Below are 15543 nucleotides of genomic sequence, written 5' to 3' on the forward strand. Positions count from 1 at the left end.
GACTCCACGGGCGCTCCTCGGGGGCGGGGGCACGGACGCCGGCCGAGACTACTGCCGGCAACCATTCGATGTCAGCACGTAACCGGCGCGTCGTACGAGCGTGTCAGGAACACGGCATCGAGCCACACCGTCGCCCGATGCGGGCACGGTTGACCGGGCCCTGGACGGGTAAGACGGTGGGCCGCGCGGGCGGGCGTACACCGCCGACCCGCCCGACTGCCGCGCACACCTCGGGGGGCCCATGGCGGACGCGTCGCCGACCGAACCGACGACGTCGGGCCAGGTCGTGGAGCTGCGTGTACACGGTGTCTCCAGAGCGGACGCCGACCAGGTGCTCAACCATCCGCACCTCGAGCAGGTCGCCGGGGACCGCAACGGCGGCTTCTACCGCCCGCGCGCCGGCCATCCGGGCGCCACAGGGCCGGGCGGGGTGTGGCTGGAGGCGTACCGGTGGAGTGACCTACCGTCCGGCACGGCCATGCGGACCCTGTCGCTGGTGTTCCTGCTGCCCTTCATGCTCTGCAACGTGGCGTTGTGGATGCGCCCGGGGAACCCCGCCTCGAAGCATGCCGTCCTCGCGCTGTGCCGGGTGCTCGCGTTGACCCTCACGATGCTCTACGTCCTGGCCATCGTCGGAGGCGCGCTGGACCTCGTCGCCTGGCGCTGCATGGGCACCCCGTCGTGCACGAACGGGCGGAACTGGCTGTCGTGGCTCTCCGGGCGGTCGCCGGGGGTGCGCCTGGGGGTGCTGTCGGTGATTCCGATCGCCGCCATCGGACTCGTCTGGCGGCTGAGCTCGCGCCAGGGCCAGTCGTTCGACGCCTTCCGGACCCCGGTGCAGCAGACATCGGCGCACCGGCTGAGCGGCATCGGCCAGTGGGACGCCGCGCCGCTGGTCGGGCGGCTGCGTTCGGTGCACGTGGCGGCCGCGTTCGCCACCCTGGACGGCAGCCTGCTGGTCGCCCGGGCGAGCCAGCCCTCCTCGGCGGTGATGGTGGTGCTGCTGGTGGCCTGCGGGGCGGTGCTGCTCACCTGTCTGGGGCTGCTCAGCTCCGTGCAGGTCATCGACCGGCTCGGCCGGGAACGCCGGGTGGACGGACTCATCCGCGCACTGCGCACTGTCACCTGCGGTCTGACGATCCTGGTGATCGTGCACATCATCAGAAGTCCGGCACCCTGGCCGCAGGAGGGCACGCTCCCCGGATACAGCGCGATCATGGCATGGCTGTTCGTCAGCCAGACCGTGCTGGTGCTCATCCTCGCCGCTGTCGTCCTCTGGGGTCGCGGCGCCGGGCAACGGGGTGGGGCGTTGCGCGCACTGGGTACGCCCGTCTTCCTCACGATCGCCGCCGGGCTCGGCGTGGCGTTCTCCGCCGAGATGGTCTACCGGGTGTCGGACCTGCTGGACCGCGACGGGGACACCGCCGACGCCCTGGTGACCAGCCCACCGCTGGCGTACAAATGGGCGATCTTCGGGTTTTTCCTTGCGGTGACGACAGCGTTGCTGGTCGCCGGGGTCGTCACCATGCTGACCCGACGCCAACGGATGCGGGCGGCGGCCACGATCGTGGCCGCCGACTTCCCGGACGCGTCGCCGGAGGCGGCCCGGCGACTGCGGCAGGTCGAGCAGGCGGTGGCCCGGGCCCGGTTCACCGAGCGGCTGGAGCCACTGACTGTGGTGTACGCCTGCCTGATCGCGCTGGGCCTGGCGACAAGCGCGCTGGGCATGATGCAGTTGAAACCCGGCGACCTACTGCAACGCTTCATCGGGGTGCCCCTCGGCCTGGTCAACTTCATGATCGGGCTGGGCAGCTACGCGATCGCCTTCATCATCGCCGGGTTGGTCATCGGCGGCATCTTCGCCTACCGCACGGCGCCGTTCCGCCGGTACGTGGGCGTGCTGTGGGACCTGGGGACCTTCTGGCCCCGGGCAGCGCATCCGTTCGCCCCACCCTGCTACGCCGAGCGGGCCGTGCCGGAGCTGACCAAACGGATCACCTACCTCGTGGACCAGGGCAACGGTGTGTTGCTGGCCGGGCACAGCCACGGCTCGGTGCTGCTCGCCGCCACGGTGCTGCAACTACCCCCTCGGGTCAGTGACCGGGTCGCCCTGTTGACGTACGGGTCCCCGCTGCAACGGCTGTACTCGCGGCTGTTTCCCGCGTACGTCGACGAGGAGGTGCTGCAGGAGATCGGTCAGCGGGTCGGCTGGCGCTGGCTCAACCTGTGGCGCGACACCGACCCGATCGGCGGCTGGATCTTCGCCGCGCACCGGCCGGGCACCACCGAGACGCTTACCGGCCCGCCAGCGACAGTGGATCGCCGGTTGAAGGATCCGCAGGACGTCGTGCCGCCGCCGAGCGACAGTGTGCCCCCGCCGATCCTCGCGCACCTGCCCTGCGAGTCGCAGGAGGAGTTCGCGGTGGCCGTACGGGACCTGGCCGGCCGGCTGCGCGCCGGCTGATCCGCTGCCCGCCTGCGCGCCGGGTGGCCCGGCGGCCGGATATCGTCACCGGGTGAGCAGGTCCCAACAGCCGCAACGCCGACTGATCGCCTCCAACAAGAAGGCCCGGCACGAATACACGGTGCTGCGCACGTACGAGGCGGGAATCGTGCTCGTCGGCACCGAGGTGAAGTCGCTACGCGAGGGCCGGGCCTCACTGGTGGACGCGTTCGCCCACGAACGCGACGGCGAAATCGTGCTGTACGGCCTGCACATCGCCGAGTACGCCTACGGCACGTGGACCAACCACGCCCCCCGCCGCAACCGCAAGCTGCTGCTGCACCGGGCCGAGATCGACCGGATCCTGGACAAGGTCCGCGAGGGCGGGGTGACCCTGGTGCCGCTGTCGATGTACTTCGAGAACGGCTACGCCAAGGTCGAGCTGGCGCTGGCCAAGGGCAAGCGCTCGTACGACAAGCGGCAGACGCTTGCCGAACGGGACGCCAACCGGGAGATCGCCCGCGAGCTGGGCCGGCACCTCAAGGGCCACCCGCGCCGCCCCTGACCCGCACGCCCGCACGCCCGCACGCCCGCACGCCCGCACGCCCGCACGCCCGCACGCCGAAGATGGTGCTCGATCCTGGTTGTAGTGGCCTCGACCTCGCGGGATGCCACTACATCCACGATGTTGCCGGAACATGCAGGCGCGAAGGGGTCGGGACGGGACGGCATCACGAGGAATGCGGCGGCGAGGCACGGCCGGCGCAAGTGCCGCCTCTCGGGCCCGATTGCCCACGCGGGTGCGGCCAATTTCGGCCTTACGTGCTTGCAGGTGCGGGCGCTAGGGTGAGCCGGTGACGATGTTCCGGATCGGTGAGGCGGCCGACCTGCTCGGCGTCAGCGCCGACACCATCCGGCGCTGGGTGGACGCCGGGCGGCTGCCCGCCGGGCGCGACGAGCACGGCCACCGGGTCATCGACGGCGTCGACCTTGCCGCCTTCGCCCGCGCCCAGGCCGCGGACCCGGAGGCGGGCGCCGAGTTCTCCTCTGCCCGTAACCGGTTGCGCGGCATCGTCGTCGACGTCCGCAAGGACACGGTGATGGCCCAGGTCGACATCCAGGCCGGGCCGTTCCGGATCGTGTCGCTCCTGAGCCGAGAAGCCGTCGATGAGCTTGACCTGCGGGTCGGGTCGGTGGCCGTCGCGGTGATCAAGTCGACGACTGTGGTGGTGGAGCGGGCCGCGCCCACACCGACCAGGGGAAGGTCAGGCGGATGAGAACGCGGGCGACACGCGGCGTGGTGGCAGTCCTGGTGACGGTGGCCGGGCTGGCGATGACCGGATGCGGCGACAGCGGCGACCCCGCGCCGGGCGGCAACGCGGATGGCCGGGTCACCGGAACGGTGACGGTGTTCGCGGCGGCCTCGCTCACCGAGTCGTTCACCAGGCTCGGTGCGGATTTCGAGGCCGCCAACCCGGGCAGCACCGTGACCTTCAACTTCGCCGGCAGCTCCGCACTGGCCAACCAGGTCAACCAGGGCGCGCCGGCGGACGTCTTCGCCTCGGCCGCGCCACGGAACATGACGACGGTGACCGAGGCCGGCAACGCCGACGGCACACCCGTCACCTTCGCCCGCAACCAACTGGTGATCGCGGTACCCGCCGGCAATCCGAAGGCGGTGACCGGGCTTGCCGACCTGACTCGCCGGGGCGTGAAGGTGGCGCTCTGCGCCGACCAGGTGCCGTGCGGCGCGGCGGCCCGGTCGGCCCTCGACGCGGCCGGCGTCGCGTTGACCCCGGTGACCCTTGAGCAGGACGTCAGGGGCGCGTTGGCCAAGGTGAAGCTGGGCGAGGTCGACGCCGCCCTGGTCTACCGCACGGATGCGCGGGCGGCGAGCGCGGACGTGACAGGCGTCGAGTTTCCCGAGTCGGCGCGGGCGGTCAACGAATACCCGATCGTCGCGCTGAAGGACGCGCCGAATCCGGCCGGCGGGCGGGCCTTCGTCGCGTACGTCCGCTCGGCGCCGGCCCAGGCGATCCTCGCCGAGGCCGGTTTCCAGTCGCCGTGAGCCGGGTCCACACGGTCGCCGGGCCGCACCGACGCGGTCGGGTGCCGGCGGCGCTGCTGATCCCGGCCGGGCTGGGTCTGCTCTTTCTCGTCCTGCCGCTGGCCGGGCTGGTGATCCGGGCACCGTGGACGACCCTGCCGCAGCGGCTCACCGAGCCGGGTGCGCTGACCGCGCTACGGCTGTCGGTGCAGACCGCCACCCTCGCCACACTGCTCTGCCTGCTGCTCGGGGTGCCGCTGGCCTGGCTGCTCGCCCGGGTCGAGTTTCCCGGCCGCAGGCTGGTCCGTGCGCTGGTCACCGTACCGCTGGTGCTGCCGCCGGTGGTGGGTGGCGTGGCGCTGCTGCTGGTCTTCGGCAGGCGTGGGCTGCTCGGCGGCTGGCTCGACGCCACGTTCGGCATCACCCTGCCGTTCACCACCGCCGGTGTCGTGTTGGCCGAGTCGTTCGTGGCCATGCCGTTCCTGGTCATCGCCGTGGAGGGTGCGCTGCGCGCCGCCGACCACCGCTACGAGGAGGCCGCCGCGACGCTGGGCGCCAGCCGTTGGACGACATTCACCCACGTCACGCTGCCGCTTGTGGCACCCGGGCTGGCCGCCGGTGCGGTGTTGTGCTGGGCGCGGGCGCTCGGCGAGTTCGGGGCCACCATCACCTTCGCCGGCAACTATCCGGGCCGCACGCAGACCATGCCGCTCGCCGTTTACCTGGCGTTGGAGACCGACCTGGAGGCCGCCATCGTGCTCAGTCTGGTGCTGCTCGTCGTCTCGGTGGGAATCCTGGCGGCGCTGCGGGACCGCTGGTTGACAAGCGCATGAGCGGGCCGCTGCTCGATGCCCGGCTCGTCGTCGACCGGGCCACCTTCCGTCTCAACGTGCCGCTGCGGGTCGCGCCCGGCGAGGTGGTCGCGCTGCTCGGCCCGAACGGCGCAGGCAAGACCACTGCGCTGCGCGCGCTGGCCGGGCTGCATCCGCTCACCGACGGGCACGTCACCCTCGACGGCGTCGACCTGGACCGCCCGGCGACGCGCGGCTGGGTGCCCACCGAACGCCGGTCAGTCGGCGTGGTCTTCCAGGACTACCTGCTCTTTCCCCACCTCAGCGCGCTGGACAATGTGGCGTTCGGGCCGCGCCGGCACGGCGTCGACCGGCGGGCCGCGCGTGCCAGGGCCAAGGGCTGGCTCGACCGGGTGGGTCTGACCGGGCAGGAGCACCGCAGGCCCCGGCAGCTCTCCGGCGGTCAGGCACAGCGGGTCGCGCTGGCCCGCGCGCTGGCAGTGGAACCTTCACTGCTGCTGCTTGACGAACCGCTCGCCGCGCTGGACGCTCGTACCCGACTGGACACCCGCGCGGAGTTGCATCGGCACCTGGCCGCGCACCCGGGCGCGACGGTGCTTGTCACCCACGATCCGCTGGACGCGTTGGCGCTTGCCGACCGTCTGGTCATCGTGGAGGGTGGCCGGGTGGTGCAGGAAGGGGACGGGCCGAGCGTCACGGCCCGCCCGCGCACCGACTACGTGGCCCGGCTGGTCGGGCTGAACCTCTATCGGGGTCGGGCCGACGGGCACGGCGTGCGGGTTGCACCGGAGCTGACCCTCACCGTCGCCGACCGGCTGGACGGCGAGGCGTTCGTCGCGTTCCGGCCGGCCGCGGTGGCCCTGCACCCGACCCGCCCGGAAGGTAGCCCGCGCAACATCTGGGCCGGTACCGTGGCCGGCGTCCAGCGCCACGGCGACAACGTGCGGGTGCAGGTCGACGGGCCGATCGGGGTGGCCGCCGACGTCACGCCGGCCGCCGCCGCCCACCTGCGGCTGCTTCCAGGCCAGCCGGTCTGGGTGGCGGTCAAGGCTGCCGAAACGAACGCCTACCCGGCCACCGGCTGACACCCGAACGCCCGGCACGCGCGCACGCCCGGCACGCGCGCACGCCCGGCACGCGCGCATACCCACACGCCCGGCACGCGCGGACCTGCTCAGCTGCGCGCGAGCGCGGCCCATTCGGGCTTCGGACGCGAATCAGCCGGCAAGCAGGTCGGCGTGGGCTGCGCGCAGCCGGGCCAACGACGGATCGCTGCCCGGGACGACTCGACGATCCAACTCGGCCCACACCTCGGCCAGCGCCGCACGGACCGCGCCCAGCTCGGCGGCGTGCCGTTGGCTGCTGCGGCGATGCTGCTCGTCGAGGCGGCGGGCCCAACCGGCGGTGACCGCGGCGAGCCGGTCGGCGTCGGCGCGGGCCTGGGCGCCGCTGCGGGCGGCTGCGGCGGGGACGATCGCGGCGACCGGGCGGGGATCGCCGTCGCGGGTGACGACTGTGACCGCGTCGGTCAGCTCGGCCAATGCGACGAGCTGACTGAACCGGGTGCGCGCCTCACGCAGCGGCACGGAACGCGGCGGGTCGGAATGAGGGGTGAGCGCGGGAACGGCCATGGATGCATGGTGCCGCCCGGGTACGACAGAAATCAGCAGTCGTCAGTGGACGGTCGACTCCGGATCCGCCTGCCGGGCCAGCCACTCGGGCGCCAGCACCGACCAGATCTGCAGGTCGATGCGGCCGCCAGGGCCCGGATAGACCTGCCGCAGGGTGCCGTCGTGGCGCAGGCCGAGCCGGCGGGCCAGGGCGATGCTGCGGACGTTGTCGGCGTTGGTCCGCCACTCGACCCGGTGGATGCCGCGCTCGCGTACCGCCCAGTCGATTATCCGGCGGATCGCGGGGGCCATCAAGCCCCGCCCCTGCGCGGCCGGCTCCAGCCAGCAGCCGACCTCGCAGACGCCGATCGTGACGTCGAACGACACGAACATGACCCCGCCGATCAACCTCCCCTGCCGCCACAGTCCCCAGATGCCGCCGCTGTCGCTGGCCCAGCGGTCGGCGTAGCGCTGCAAGACCGCGCGGGCCGACGGCAGGTCGGTGGCGACGAATGTCGACGACACCCAGGGCAGGATGTGCTCCCGCGACCTGTCGAGGTTGGCGAGGAACTCCTCGGCCCGCCAGGGTTCCAGCGGGCGCAGTTCGACCTCGTCGGTAAGCGGCAGGGCGAACATGGGTGCCTCCACACAGGTACGCGTCGGACGACGGGTAGCAGACTCGCACAGGCCGGTACGCCACAGCAGCGTCGGCCCCCGCGCTCAGGCCGGCAGGTGGGTCCGCAGGGCTGCGAACTGGGCGACGGTGAGGTACGACGGGTTGGCGGCCTGCGGCTGGCGGAAGACCTCCAGCGCGGCGAGCCGGTCGTCGGCGCGCAGCCGCTGCCGGGGCACCCGGTCCGCCTCGTCGAGGATCGTAAGGTCCAGGGGCACCGACCAGGTCTGCCCCGGCGGGTCCGGCTCGGCTGCCCCGGTGAGCCGGCCGATCCCCCACACCCCGTACGGCAGGCGGGCGCGGCTGCCGCTGGCCCAGAACACCACAGGCTGCCCGGCGCGCATCAGCCGCGCCCGGTAGCCGGGGCGTACGCACCAGTTGGCCACCCGGGGATCCCTGGCGAACCGGCTGGTCAGGTCGACCCGGTCGGCGTTGCCCTTGATCAGCCAGGCGCCCAGATCGTCGAGGCTCACCAGTGGCTCGGTCATCGCCTCAACCTGCCCCGGCCGAGGGCGGTCCAATCAGATGATCATGTGGGTCCAGTAGCTGAGCCAGAGCACGAACAGCGCGCCCTGCACCACGGCGAGCACGGCGGTCAACCACACGTCGACGGTGGCCCGGCGCGCCCAGCGGGCCAGCACCAGTGCGACCGGGAACACCGCGAGCAGGTAACGCAGCAGGCTCTTGTAGACCGGCGGCCCCATCGACAGCGGCACCAGCACCATGAGCACTCCGTAGACCACGTAGGCCACGTCGCGGCGGCGGAACCCGGCGGCCAGGATCGCCAGGACGACAACGGCGAAGGCGACCCGGACGGCGTCGCGCGGTTCCCCGGTCAACCCGTCGAGCAGCACCGGCACCGGGTTCTGCACCTCGATCCCCCAGCCGGTCTGCTGGGCGTGCTGGTAGGCGAACCAGTCCCCGCCACGCCACCGGCAGAACGCCATGAAGGTGAACCAGCCGGCGGGCAGCAGCAACAGCGGCCAGCCGATCCGCAGGTATCCGAGCAGTTGGCGAGGGCCGAGTCTCCAGTCGTGCTGGCGCAGCAGCACCAGTGCCAGCGGCAGCGCGACGAGCAGGCCGACCGACCGGCTCATCGCCAGGAAGTAGCCGATCACGCCGACGAGCAGCCACTGGCCCCGCTCGGCGTGGTAGAACGCTGCCAACGCGAGGCAGACGAAGAGCGACTCGGTGAGCGCCGCCTGGAACAGGAACGCGGTCGGCAGCAGCACGAGGTACCTGGTGAACCGGCGGGCCGCGTCCGCGTCGCCGAGCAGCACCTCGGCAAGCCGGTAGCCGTACCAGAGGGCCAGCAGGAACGCCACGTTGCTGATCAAGAGCAGGGCCAGCGCGTTGTCGCCGCCGAGCAGCGCGCCGACCGGCCGGGCCAGGAACGGATACAGCAGCGGAAACCCGAAGTCGTTCCACGGCGCTCCGGTAAGCGGCAGTTCGCTGAGCCGCAGGTAGAGCAGCGCGTCCCAGGCGAACCAGAACGAGATCCAGCGGTGCCCGGAGATCTCCCGCTGCTGCGCCCACATCAGCGCCTCGTCCGGCGGCGGCGCTGCGGGGATGCCGTCCCAGGCGTGCAGGGTCAGCAGCCCGACGAGCGTGAGCAGCAGCTTCGCGCCGAGGAACAGCGCGATCACGTACGGCCAGGGCGCCGGAACCCGGCGGGCCAGGCGCGTGGCGGCGTCGGCCGCGCCGGCCACCCGCGCGGCCAGCGCCGCCGGCCGCCGGCCGCTTCGCCACCGGTGCATCCGCCCCGCTTCCCCGGTCCGACCGGCCCACCCGCCGCGCGGGGGTTCGCCCCTTTTCTGTTGTACGCCCCATCACGCTCGGGCGGAGCGGAAACTCAGCACCACTGAGTCGCGAAGGTGACAACTGCCGCAGAACGGGTACGCGCCGCGCCTCGACAACGGCAGTGAGCAGGGAGTACGGCGACATGAGCGAGCAGCACGGCACAGTGGTCATCGGTGCGGGGCCGGCGGGGCTCACGGCCGCCTACGAGTTGCTCCGGCACGGTCGGCCGGTCCAGGTGTTCGAGGCCGACGAGGTGGTCGGCGGGATCAGCCGGACCGTGGAGCGCGACGGTTGGCGGTTCGACATCGGCGGGCACCGGTTCTTCACGAAGGTGCCCCGGGTGGAGGCGTTCTGGCACGAGATCCTGCCGGACGAGGACTTCCTGACCCGGCCCCGGATGAGTCGGATCTTCTACCGGGGCGCCCTGTTCAACTACCCGCTCAGCGCCACGAACGCGCTGCGCAACCTGGGGCTGCCGGAGGCCGTACGCTGCCTCGGCTCGTACGCCCGCGCTCGGCTGCGCCCGCCTCGCGACCAGTCACACTTCGAGGGCTGGGTGTCGGCCCGGTTCGGCTGGCGGCTGTACTCGATCTTCTTCAAGACGTACACCGAGAAGGTCTGGGGTATGCCCGCGGACCGGTTGCAGGCCGACTGGGCCGCGCAGCGGATCAAGAACCTGTCGCTGGCCACGGCGATCCGCAACGCGCTGCTGCCCCGGCGGCGGCGCACCGACGTGACAAGCCTGATCGAGGAGTTCCAGTACCCGAAGTACGGCCCGGGGATGATGTGGGAACGCTGCGCCGAGCAGGTACGCCAGCGCGGCGGGCAGTTGTCCACCGGCACCTGGGTGACAGCCGTGCACCGCGACCCGCGGCGGCGGCGGGCGATAAGCGTGACGGTGAACGGCGCGGGCGGGCAGCGCACAGTGCCCGCCGACGACGTGATCTCGTCAATGCCGATCTCGGAGCTGGTGGCGGCGCTGCGCCCGGCCGCGCCGCCGGAGGTGCTGGCATGCGCCACCGACCTGCGCTACCGGGACTTCCTGACTGTCGCACTGGTGGTGCCCGCGAAGTTCTCGTTCCCTGACAACTGGATCTACGTGCACGACCCGGCGGTGCGGGTCGGCCGGATCCAGAACTTCGGCTCCTGGTCGCCGTACCTCGTCAAGGACGGCCGCACCTGCCTGGGTCTGGAGTATTTCGTCTTCGAGGACGACGAGATGTGGCGTACCCCGGACGCCGACCTCGTGGCGTTGGCGACCGCGGAGCTGGAGCGGTTGGGGTTGGTCCGGCCCGGCGTGGTGGAGGCCGGCTACGTCGTGCGGATGCCGAAGGCCTACCCGGTGTACGACGAGCGCTACCAGCACAACGTGGACGTGATCCGGGCGTGGCTGGCCGAGGAGGTGCCGAACGTGCACCCGGTGGGCCGCAACGGCATGCACCGCTACAACAACCAGGACCACTCGATGCTGACCGCCATGCTCGCCGCCGAGAACATCGCCACCGGCAGTACGCACGACGTCTGGTCGGTGAACGTGGAGCAGGACTACCACGAGCAGTCCTCCGACGGCGGCGGCCGGGGCACGGGCCGGGACGCCCCGGTGCTGCCGAGTCGCATCACCACGGCACCGATCACGGCGCCGGTCGGGGTACGCGCGGCAGGTGACGGTGAGCGGACCCCGGAGCTGCCGCTGGCCTGAGGGAACCGGGGCCGCGAACGCTCCGTCGTGCGGCGTGTCGATGCGACAGTGCGCGTTTCGGCGTACCGGTCGGCGGAAACTGCTGGTGTGGAGATGGGGGTAACCATGAGCCGGTCCGCACCACCGACCACCCGGACGACGATGGCACTGGCGCTGATCCTGCCGCTGCTCGGCACCGCCACGATGGGCGCGGCCTGCACCAACGGCGCGCCGCCGACCGCTTCGGGGTCGGCGACGCCGGCACCGAGCGCCGTGGTGACCGCGACGAACCCGGTCGACCAGCCGTCACCGACGGCCAGCGCCCGACCGACGACGATTCCCACGTCGGCCTTCTTCGAGCTGCCTCCCGAGCTGCGCAAGTCGCCCCGACAGACAACGCCGGTCTCCAACGCCCTACCGAAGTTGTGCGCCAACGAGTTCGGCACCGGCGGCCGGCAGGTGACCGCCAGCGCCGCCATGACCGCCACCTACAAGAAGGCCAACGAACCACCCTCGAACGTTCCGCAGGGCATGATCCACCAGACCATCTTCACCTTCGACGGCGACGGCGCCGCTGACTACCTGAAGCGCGTTCGCAGCGCCGTGCAGGCGTGCCCCACCTACAAGCAGGGCGACAACCCGGTGAAAGTCGAGAGCCGCGCGCTGCCCGGGGCCGGCGACGAGGCCCTGCTGGTGACCCGGACATGGGCCGAGACGAGCCTGAACGGAGAACGCACCGGCGGCACCGCCACCAGCCAGATCGCTGTGGCGCGCGTCGACAGCGCGGTCACCGTGTTCAACGACCAGGGTTGGGAAGGCACCAGCGGCAACCCGGCCGTCCTGGACCAGGCCGTACGCAACGGCGTGCAGGCTCTCGACGACTGGCAGCGCTAGGCGCTCGCACTACCGCCCACGGGCGTGGCCGTCGACGGCGGCCGGTCGGCACAGCCGCTGGTCTGACGCGGATGACACAGCGGTGGGGTGGCGCGTTTGGAACGCACCACCCCACCGGTCGGTGCCTGTTACTCCCAGGAGTCTCGCCGCGTGTAGACGAGGTTTCCGGGGATGACCGTGCCGTTGGTGCTCCACTCGGTGTAGGCCCAGACGTCGCCCTCGGGCAGCGACTCGTTCGGCTTCAGCGTGAAGTTGGTCGTCATGCCGCGCTCCGCCGTGCGAGGGACGGTCAGCGTGGTGGCCGAGTACGTGGCGTTACGACCGACGATGGCGTGGCTCAGTTCGAAGTTGACGACCGGGCCGCCGGGGACCTGGGCGAACACGTACGCGCTGTAGCGCCCCGGCTCGGGCAGGAACTTGTACGCCTGCTCCTCGCTGGTCCAGGATCTGTCACTGCGGTGGATCAGGGTGCCGCCCTTGTACAGGTAGAGATCCAGGTTCGCGTTCGGGTTGTCGGTGTGGACCTCGACGACGATGCCGGCGGTGTTCGCCGGCACTGTGAAGTCGACCTTCTTCACTCCGGTGGCGTTCGGGTCGAACACCCCGCCGTCGACGCCGGCCGGCATCGAGTACGCCTTCCGCACCATCGGCGTGTAGCCGGTGCTGCGGCCGGCGAGTGGCCCCGTGAAGCCCGGCTGGAGCGCGCCGAACGCGCCGTTGACCATCCGGCCGAACTCCTCACCGTCGTCGGCGTAGGGCCGGGGGGTGATTCCCCACGGTCGGGCGGCGACCGGGATGCGGGCACTGTGGGCCTTGCCGCGCCAGGTGATCGACCCGGTCACGTACCGGTCCCAGGGCGCGTTGCCCCGGCGCACGGCGATGGTCACCGTGGCGGACTTGCCCGGCTCCAGCGTCACCGATGCCGGAGTCACGCTTACCTTCATGCCGTCCAGGCCGGACACCGACGAGCGGTACGTCTCCCGCGCCTTGCCCACGTTGGTCAGGGTGCGGGTGATCGTCACCGGGCGGGTGCCGTCGTACTCGCGCAACGAGATGGCCGGCAGGTTGAGTTCCTTGCCGTCGGGCTGGGCGGTCTCGCTGAACCTGACCAGGTCCGCGGCCGTCGGCTGGATGACCAGACCGGGGTCGGTGGCCTTGGCCAGGTTGATGAACCCACTGCCCTGGTCCAGGGGGTTGCTGGTGCCGACGGTGTCGGTGGCGGTGGTCCGCAACGCCGAGGCGACCGCACCCGGTGACCAGTCCGGGTGCGTGGCGCGCAGGATCGCCGCCGCGCCGGCCACGTACGGCGAGGCCATCGAGGTGCCGGAGTACGCGTCGTAGTTTCGCCCGAAGTTGCCCGCCGGGGAGACTGCGGCGATGACGTTCGACCCCGGCGCGACCAGGTCCGGCTTGAAGACGCCGAGCGTCACCTTGTCCGGGCCGGTCGAGGAGAAGTCCGCGACGCTGGGAATGCCCGGGACGCTGGAGCCGTCACCGCCGCTGCGCAGAGAGACCGTCGCGTCGGTGGGGTGGCGCATCAGGTAGGTGAACAACGTGCCGGCCTGCTTCTTGGTCGGCAGGTAGACCACCGGGAAGTTGAAGATGGAGTTGATCCGGTAGTTGCCGGCCGGGTCGAACACCACCATCCCCACGCCGCCCTTGGCCTTGATCTCGGCGACCGATCCGAACAGATCGGACAGCGCGCAGGCGACCACCTTGCCCTTGATCTTGGCAGGGTCGAGGCTCCCCGGTTCGCAGTACGCAGCCCACTGCTCCAACGACCCGGCCTGCTCGCCGAAGACGAGCGGGCGGGAGGCGCCGTCGGGCAGAAGGTCCAGCGAACCGCCGACGAGCTTCGTGCCGTCGCCCAGCTTGAGCGTCGCCTCGTCGGGCTTCGTCACCGCAGCGCCGACAGTTGTCACCCACGGCGCCGCGTTGCTGATCGCCCCGCTCACGATGCCGGTGTTGCCCGCCGACGCGGCCACGAAGACCCCGGCCAGCGAGGCGTTGAGGAACGCGATGCCGATGGGGGTGTTGGCCTCCCAGTCACCGAGTTCGCTACCGATCGAGAAGTTGATGACGTTCACCCCGTCGGCGACCGCGGCGTCGATACCGGCGATGATGTCGGCGTCGTAGCCGGTGCCGCCCCAGAGCACCTTGTAGACGGCGATCTGGGCGTCCGGGGCAACCCCGGAGACGGGACCGAAGCGGCGGCCGTCGATCGTGACGTTCGGCAGTGGCAGACCCGCCGCGGTGGAGGCGGTATGGGTGCCGTGCCCGACCACGTCGCGGGGGGACAGCAGCTCACCCGCGGGCACCGAGCCGCCGTAGGCGAGCCACGAGTCGGCGAAGTACCGGGCGCCCACGATCTTGCCGTTGCAGTGCTCGGCCACGAAGGCGACACCGGTCTGGCAGGTACCGTGCCAGCCCGCCGGTGCGGGCATCTTCTTGGCGAACGACGCGCTCTCCGGCCAGATGCCGGTGTCGAGGACACCGATCACCATGCCCGCACCCGTCCCGGGCCCCGGCTTGGCCGGCTTGCCAGGCTTACCCGGCTCGGGGCGGTCCGCATCCGTGGTCGGCGAAGGCGGCTCGACCCCTGCGGCCCCGGTCGGGGTGGCAGCGGCCGAGGCGGCAGCGGCCGGATCGGGCGACGTCGTCCGGGTTCCGAGCGCCTGCGCCGCGGTGACGGCACGGACGCGCTTGTCGGCCCGCAACGCGGTGGCCTGCTGGGCGGTCAGCCGCGCCGAGAATCCGTTGAAGGCCGCGGTGTAGGCCGTTCTGACCTCGATGCCGGCCGCGCCGGCGACGGCGGCCCGCTGCGCGTCGAGGTGTCGGCGATACGCCTGCGCCGGCGTCGACGTCACGTCCAGTCGGGTGCCCGGCTCCGGACGGGTCCGCGTCAGCCCGGACACGCCACCGGCGTACCGGGTCAACGGCTCCTCGGCCAGTTCGACGACGTACAGGCCTGCTCCGGTGGCGTCCACGGCGGCCCTGGGGCTGGCCGCGTGGCTGCCGTCGGGTCGACGGTCGACGCCGTCGGTGAGGGTGACCTTCCGGTCCGACCCGGTGGAGAAGTAACCCGGGCCGTTGGTGGCCGGCTGTCCTCCGGGGGCTGCCGATGCCGCGATACCGGTTGTGCCGGTGATCATGGCGACGACCAGCGTCGATGTCGCCAATCTTCGCAGCATGGCTCTGCTCGTGCTGTTAGCCACGAGACTCCTTTCGCGTGCTCCCCTGTGGAGCGAAGATCATCTTGCACAACTTCCGCGTTGGAAGTGATCCCCTCACCTAAGGCAGCCCCGGTTAAAGGACGGTTTGCGCGGCGTTACGGAACGCCGGTACCGGAAAGATCACCATGCGTGTGACCAGGCCGTTCCGGACCTCCCCGATCGAGCCCTCAACGGAGCCGATCATCAATGCCTACGGGTGCGGTTGCCCTGGTACAGCCTCAGAGCAGAAAGCGACCCCGACGCCGCAGTCGGTCCTCCAATGCCGGGCCAGCTCCTGGATCGCCGCCAGTCGCACCTCCTGCGAGCGGCCGCTGACCAGCTCGCAGGTGGGCCACCGGGTCACCTCGCACGAT

At 71.5% G+C, this 15543-nt stretch carries 13 protein-coding genes; 8 read left to right on the forward strand and 5 right to left on the reverse strand.

Annotated elements, in window-relative coordinates:
* Positions 1–241: 241 nt before the first annotated feature.
* The 6 genes from ACLQ23_RS20355 to ACLQ23_RS20380 all read left to right on the forward strand — a co-directional run bounded on the left by ACLQ23_RS20355 (position 242) and on the right by ACLQ23_RS20380 (position 6387).
* Positions 242–2464, forward strand: coding sequence for a hypothetical protein (locus ACLQ23_RS20355; protein WP_355631603.1), 2223 nt, complete (start codon positions 242–244; stop codon positions 2462–2464).
* A 52-nt stretch (positions 2465–2516) separates the two neighbouring features.
* The gene (gene smpB, locus ACLQ23_RS20360; protein WP_053659737.1) at positions 2517–3008 is read left to right on the forward strand and encodes an SsrA-binding protein SmpB; all 492 of its coding nucleotides are present in this window, start codon (positions 2517–2519) and stop codon (positions 3006–3008) included.
* A 289-nt stretch (positions 3009–3297) separates the two neighbouring features.
* Positions 3298–3720: a TOBE domain-containing protein gene (locus ACLQ23_RS20365; RefSeq protein ID WP_355589074.1), complete on the forward strand. Its 423-nt coding sequence runs from the start codon at positions 3298–3300 to the stop codon at positions 3718–3720.
* Positions 3717–4511, forward strand: a complete 795-nt coding sequence (gene modA / locus ACLQ23_RS20370) for a molybdate ABC transporter substrate-binding protein (protein WP_425880937.1) — start codon at positions 3717–3719, stop codon at positions 4509–4511. The genes ACLQ23_RS20365 and modA overlap by 4 nt, the downstream gene beginning before the upstream one ends.
* Positions 4508–5323: an ABC transporter permease gene (locus tag ACLQ23_RS20375; protein WP_355589072.1), complete on the forward strand. Its 816-nt coding sequence runs from the start codon at positions 4508–4510 to the stop codon at positions 5321–5323. The genes modA and ACLQ23_RS20375 overlap by 4 nt, the downstream gene beginning before the upstream one ends.
* On the forward strand, positions 5320–6387 hold the full coding sequence (locus ACLQ23_RS20380; protein ID WP_355632257.1) for an ABC transporter ATP-binding protein: 1068 nt from the start codon (positions 5320–5322) through the stop codon (positions 6385–6387). Before ACLQ23_RS20375 ends, ACLQ23_RS20380 begins: the two co-directional genes overlap by 4 nt.
* Positions 6388–6519: 132 nt before the next feature.
* Here the strand turns inward: ACLQ23_RS20380 and ACLQ23_RS20385 are convergent, their stop codons facing one another.
* From ACLQ23_RS20385 to ACLQ23_RS20400, 4 genes are all read right to left on the reverse strand, one after another.
* A complete protein-coding gene (locus ACLQ23_RS20385; RefSeq protein WP_053659728.1) occupies positions 6520–6933 on the reverse strand; it encodes a hypothetical protein in 414 nt (137 codons plus the stop codon).
* A gap of 42 nt (positions 6934–6975) precedes the next feature.
* The gene (locus ACLQ23_RS20390) at positions 6976–7548 is read right to left on the reverse strand and encodes a GNAT family N-acetyltransferase (protein WP_355632260.1); all 573 of its coding nucleotides are present in this window, start codon (positions 7546–7548) and stop codon (positions 6976–6978) included.
* 84 nt (positions 7549–7632) lie between these two features.
* Positions 7633–8073 carry a hypothetical protein gene (locus tag ACLQ23_RS20395; RefSeq protein ID WP_355589066.1) on the reverse strand — a complete coding sequence of 147 codons (441 nt, stop codon included), beginning with the start codon at positions 8071–8073 and terminating at the stop codon, positions 7633–7635.
* Positions 8074–8106: 33 nt separating this feature from the next.
* Positions 8107–9342 (reverse strand): hypothetical protein, encoded by a 1236-nt coding sequence (locus tag ACLQ23_RS20400; protein WP_355632262.1) that lies wholly within the window; start codon positions 9340–9342, stop codon positions 8107–8109.
* Between the two features lie 185 nt (positions 9343–9527).
* Here ACLQ23_RS20400 and ACLQ23_RS20405 point away from each other — a divergent pair, with 185 nt between their 5' ends.
* Together ACLQ23_RS20405 and ACLQ23_RS20410 are read left to right on the forward strand one after the other, a co-directional pair.
* A complete protein-coding gene (locus ACLQ23_RS20405) occupies positions 9528–11084 on the forward strand; it encodes an NAD(P)/FAD-dependent oxidoreductase (RefSeq protein ID WP_355589062.1) in 1557 nt (518 codons plus the stop codon).
* Positions 11085–11189: 105 nt separating this feature from the next.
* On the forward strand, positions 11190–11957 hold the full coding sequence (locus ACLQ23_RS20410; protein WP_355589060.1) for a hypothetical protein: 768 nt from the start codon (positions 11190–11192) through the stop codon (positions 11955–11957).
* 128 nt (positions 11958–12085) lie between these two features.
* Here the strand turns inward: ACLQ23_RS20410 and ACLQ23_RS20415 are convergent, their stop codons facing one another.
* A complete protein-coding gene (locus ACLQ23_RS20415) occupies positions 12086–15148 on the reverse strand; it encodes a S8 family serine peptidase (RefSeq protein ID WP_355589058.1) in 3063 nt (1020 codons plus the stop codon).
* Positions 15149–15543 lie beyond the last annotated feature (395 nt).

This window comes from Micromonospora sp. DT41 (assembly GCF_049841715.1).
GTDB lineage: Bacteria > Actinomycetota > Actinomycetes > Mycobacteriales > Micromonosporaceae > Micromonospora > Micromonospora profundi.

What these genes read in the sequence shown, in the direction of transcription:
- ACLQ23_RS20380 (WP_355632257.1), top strand. Translation starts at nt 5,320, where the DNA reads ATGAGCGGGCCGCTGCTCGATGCCCGGCTCGTCGTCGACCGGGCCACC.
- ACLQ23_RS20410 (WP_355589060.1), top strand. Translation starts at nt 11,190, where the DNA reads ATGAGCCGGTCCGCACCACCGACCACCCGGACGACGATGGCACTGGCG.
- ACLQ23_RS20390 (WP_355632260.1), bottom strand. Translation starts at nt 7,548, where the DNA reads ATGTTCGCCCTGCCGCTTACCGACGAGGTCGAACTGCGCCCGCTGGAA.
- ACLQ23_RS20405 (WP_355589062.1), top strand. Translation starts at nt 9,528, where the DNA reads ATGAGCGAGCAGCACGGCACAGTGGTCATCGGTGCGGGGCCGGCGGGG.
- ACLQ23_RS20355 (WP_355631603.1), top strand. Translation starts at nt 242, where the DNA reads ATGGCGGACGCGTCGCCGACCGAACCGACGACGTCGGGCCAGGTCGTG.
- ACLQ23_RS20385 (WP_053659728.1), bottom strand. Translation starts at nt 6,933, where the DNA reads ATGGCCGTTCCCGCGCTCACCCCTCATTCCGACCCGCCGCGTTCCGTG.
- modA (WP_425880937.1), top strand. Translation starts at nt 3,717, where the DNA reads ATGAGAACGCGGGCGACACGCGGCGTGGTGGCAGTCCTGGTGACGGTG.
- ACLQ23_RS20415 (WP_355589058.1), bottom strand. Translation starts at nt 15,148, where the DNA reads ATGCTGCGAAGATTGGCGACATCGACGCTGGTCGTCGCCATGATCACC.
- ACLQ23_RS20395 (WP_355589066.1), bottom strand. Translation starts at nt 8,073, where the DNA reads ATGACCGAGCCACTGGTGAGCCTCGACGATCTGGGCGCCTGGCTGATC.
- ACLQ23_RS20400 (WP_355632262.1), bottom strand. Translation starts at nt 9,342, where the DNA reads ATGCACCGGTGGCGAAGCGGCCGGCGGCCGGCGGCGCTGGCCGCGCGG.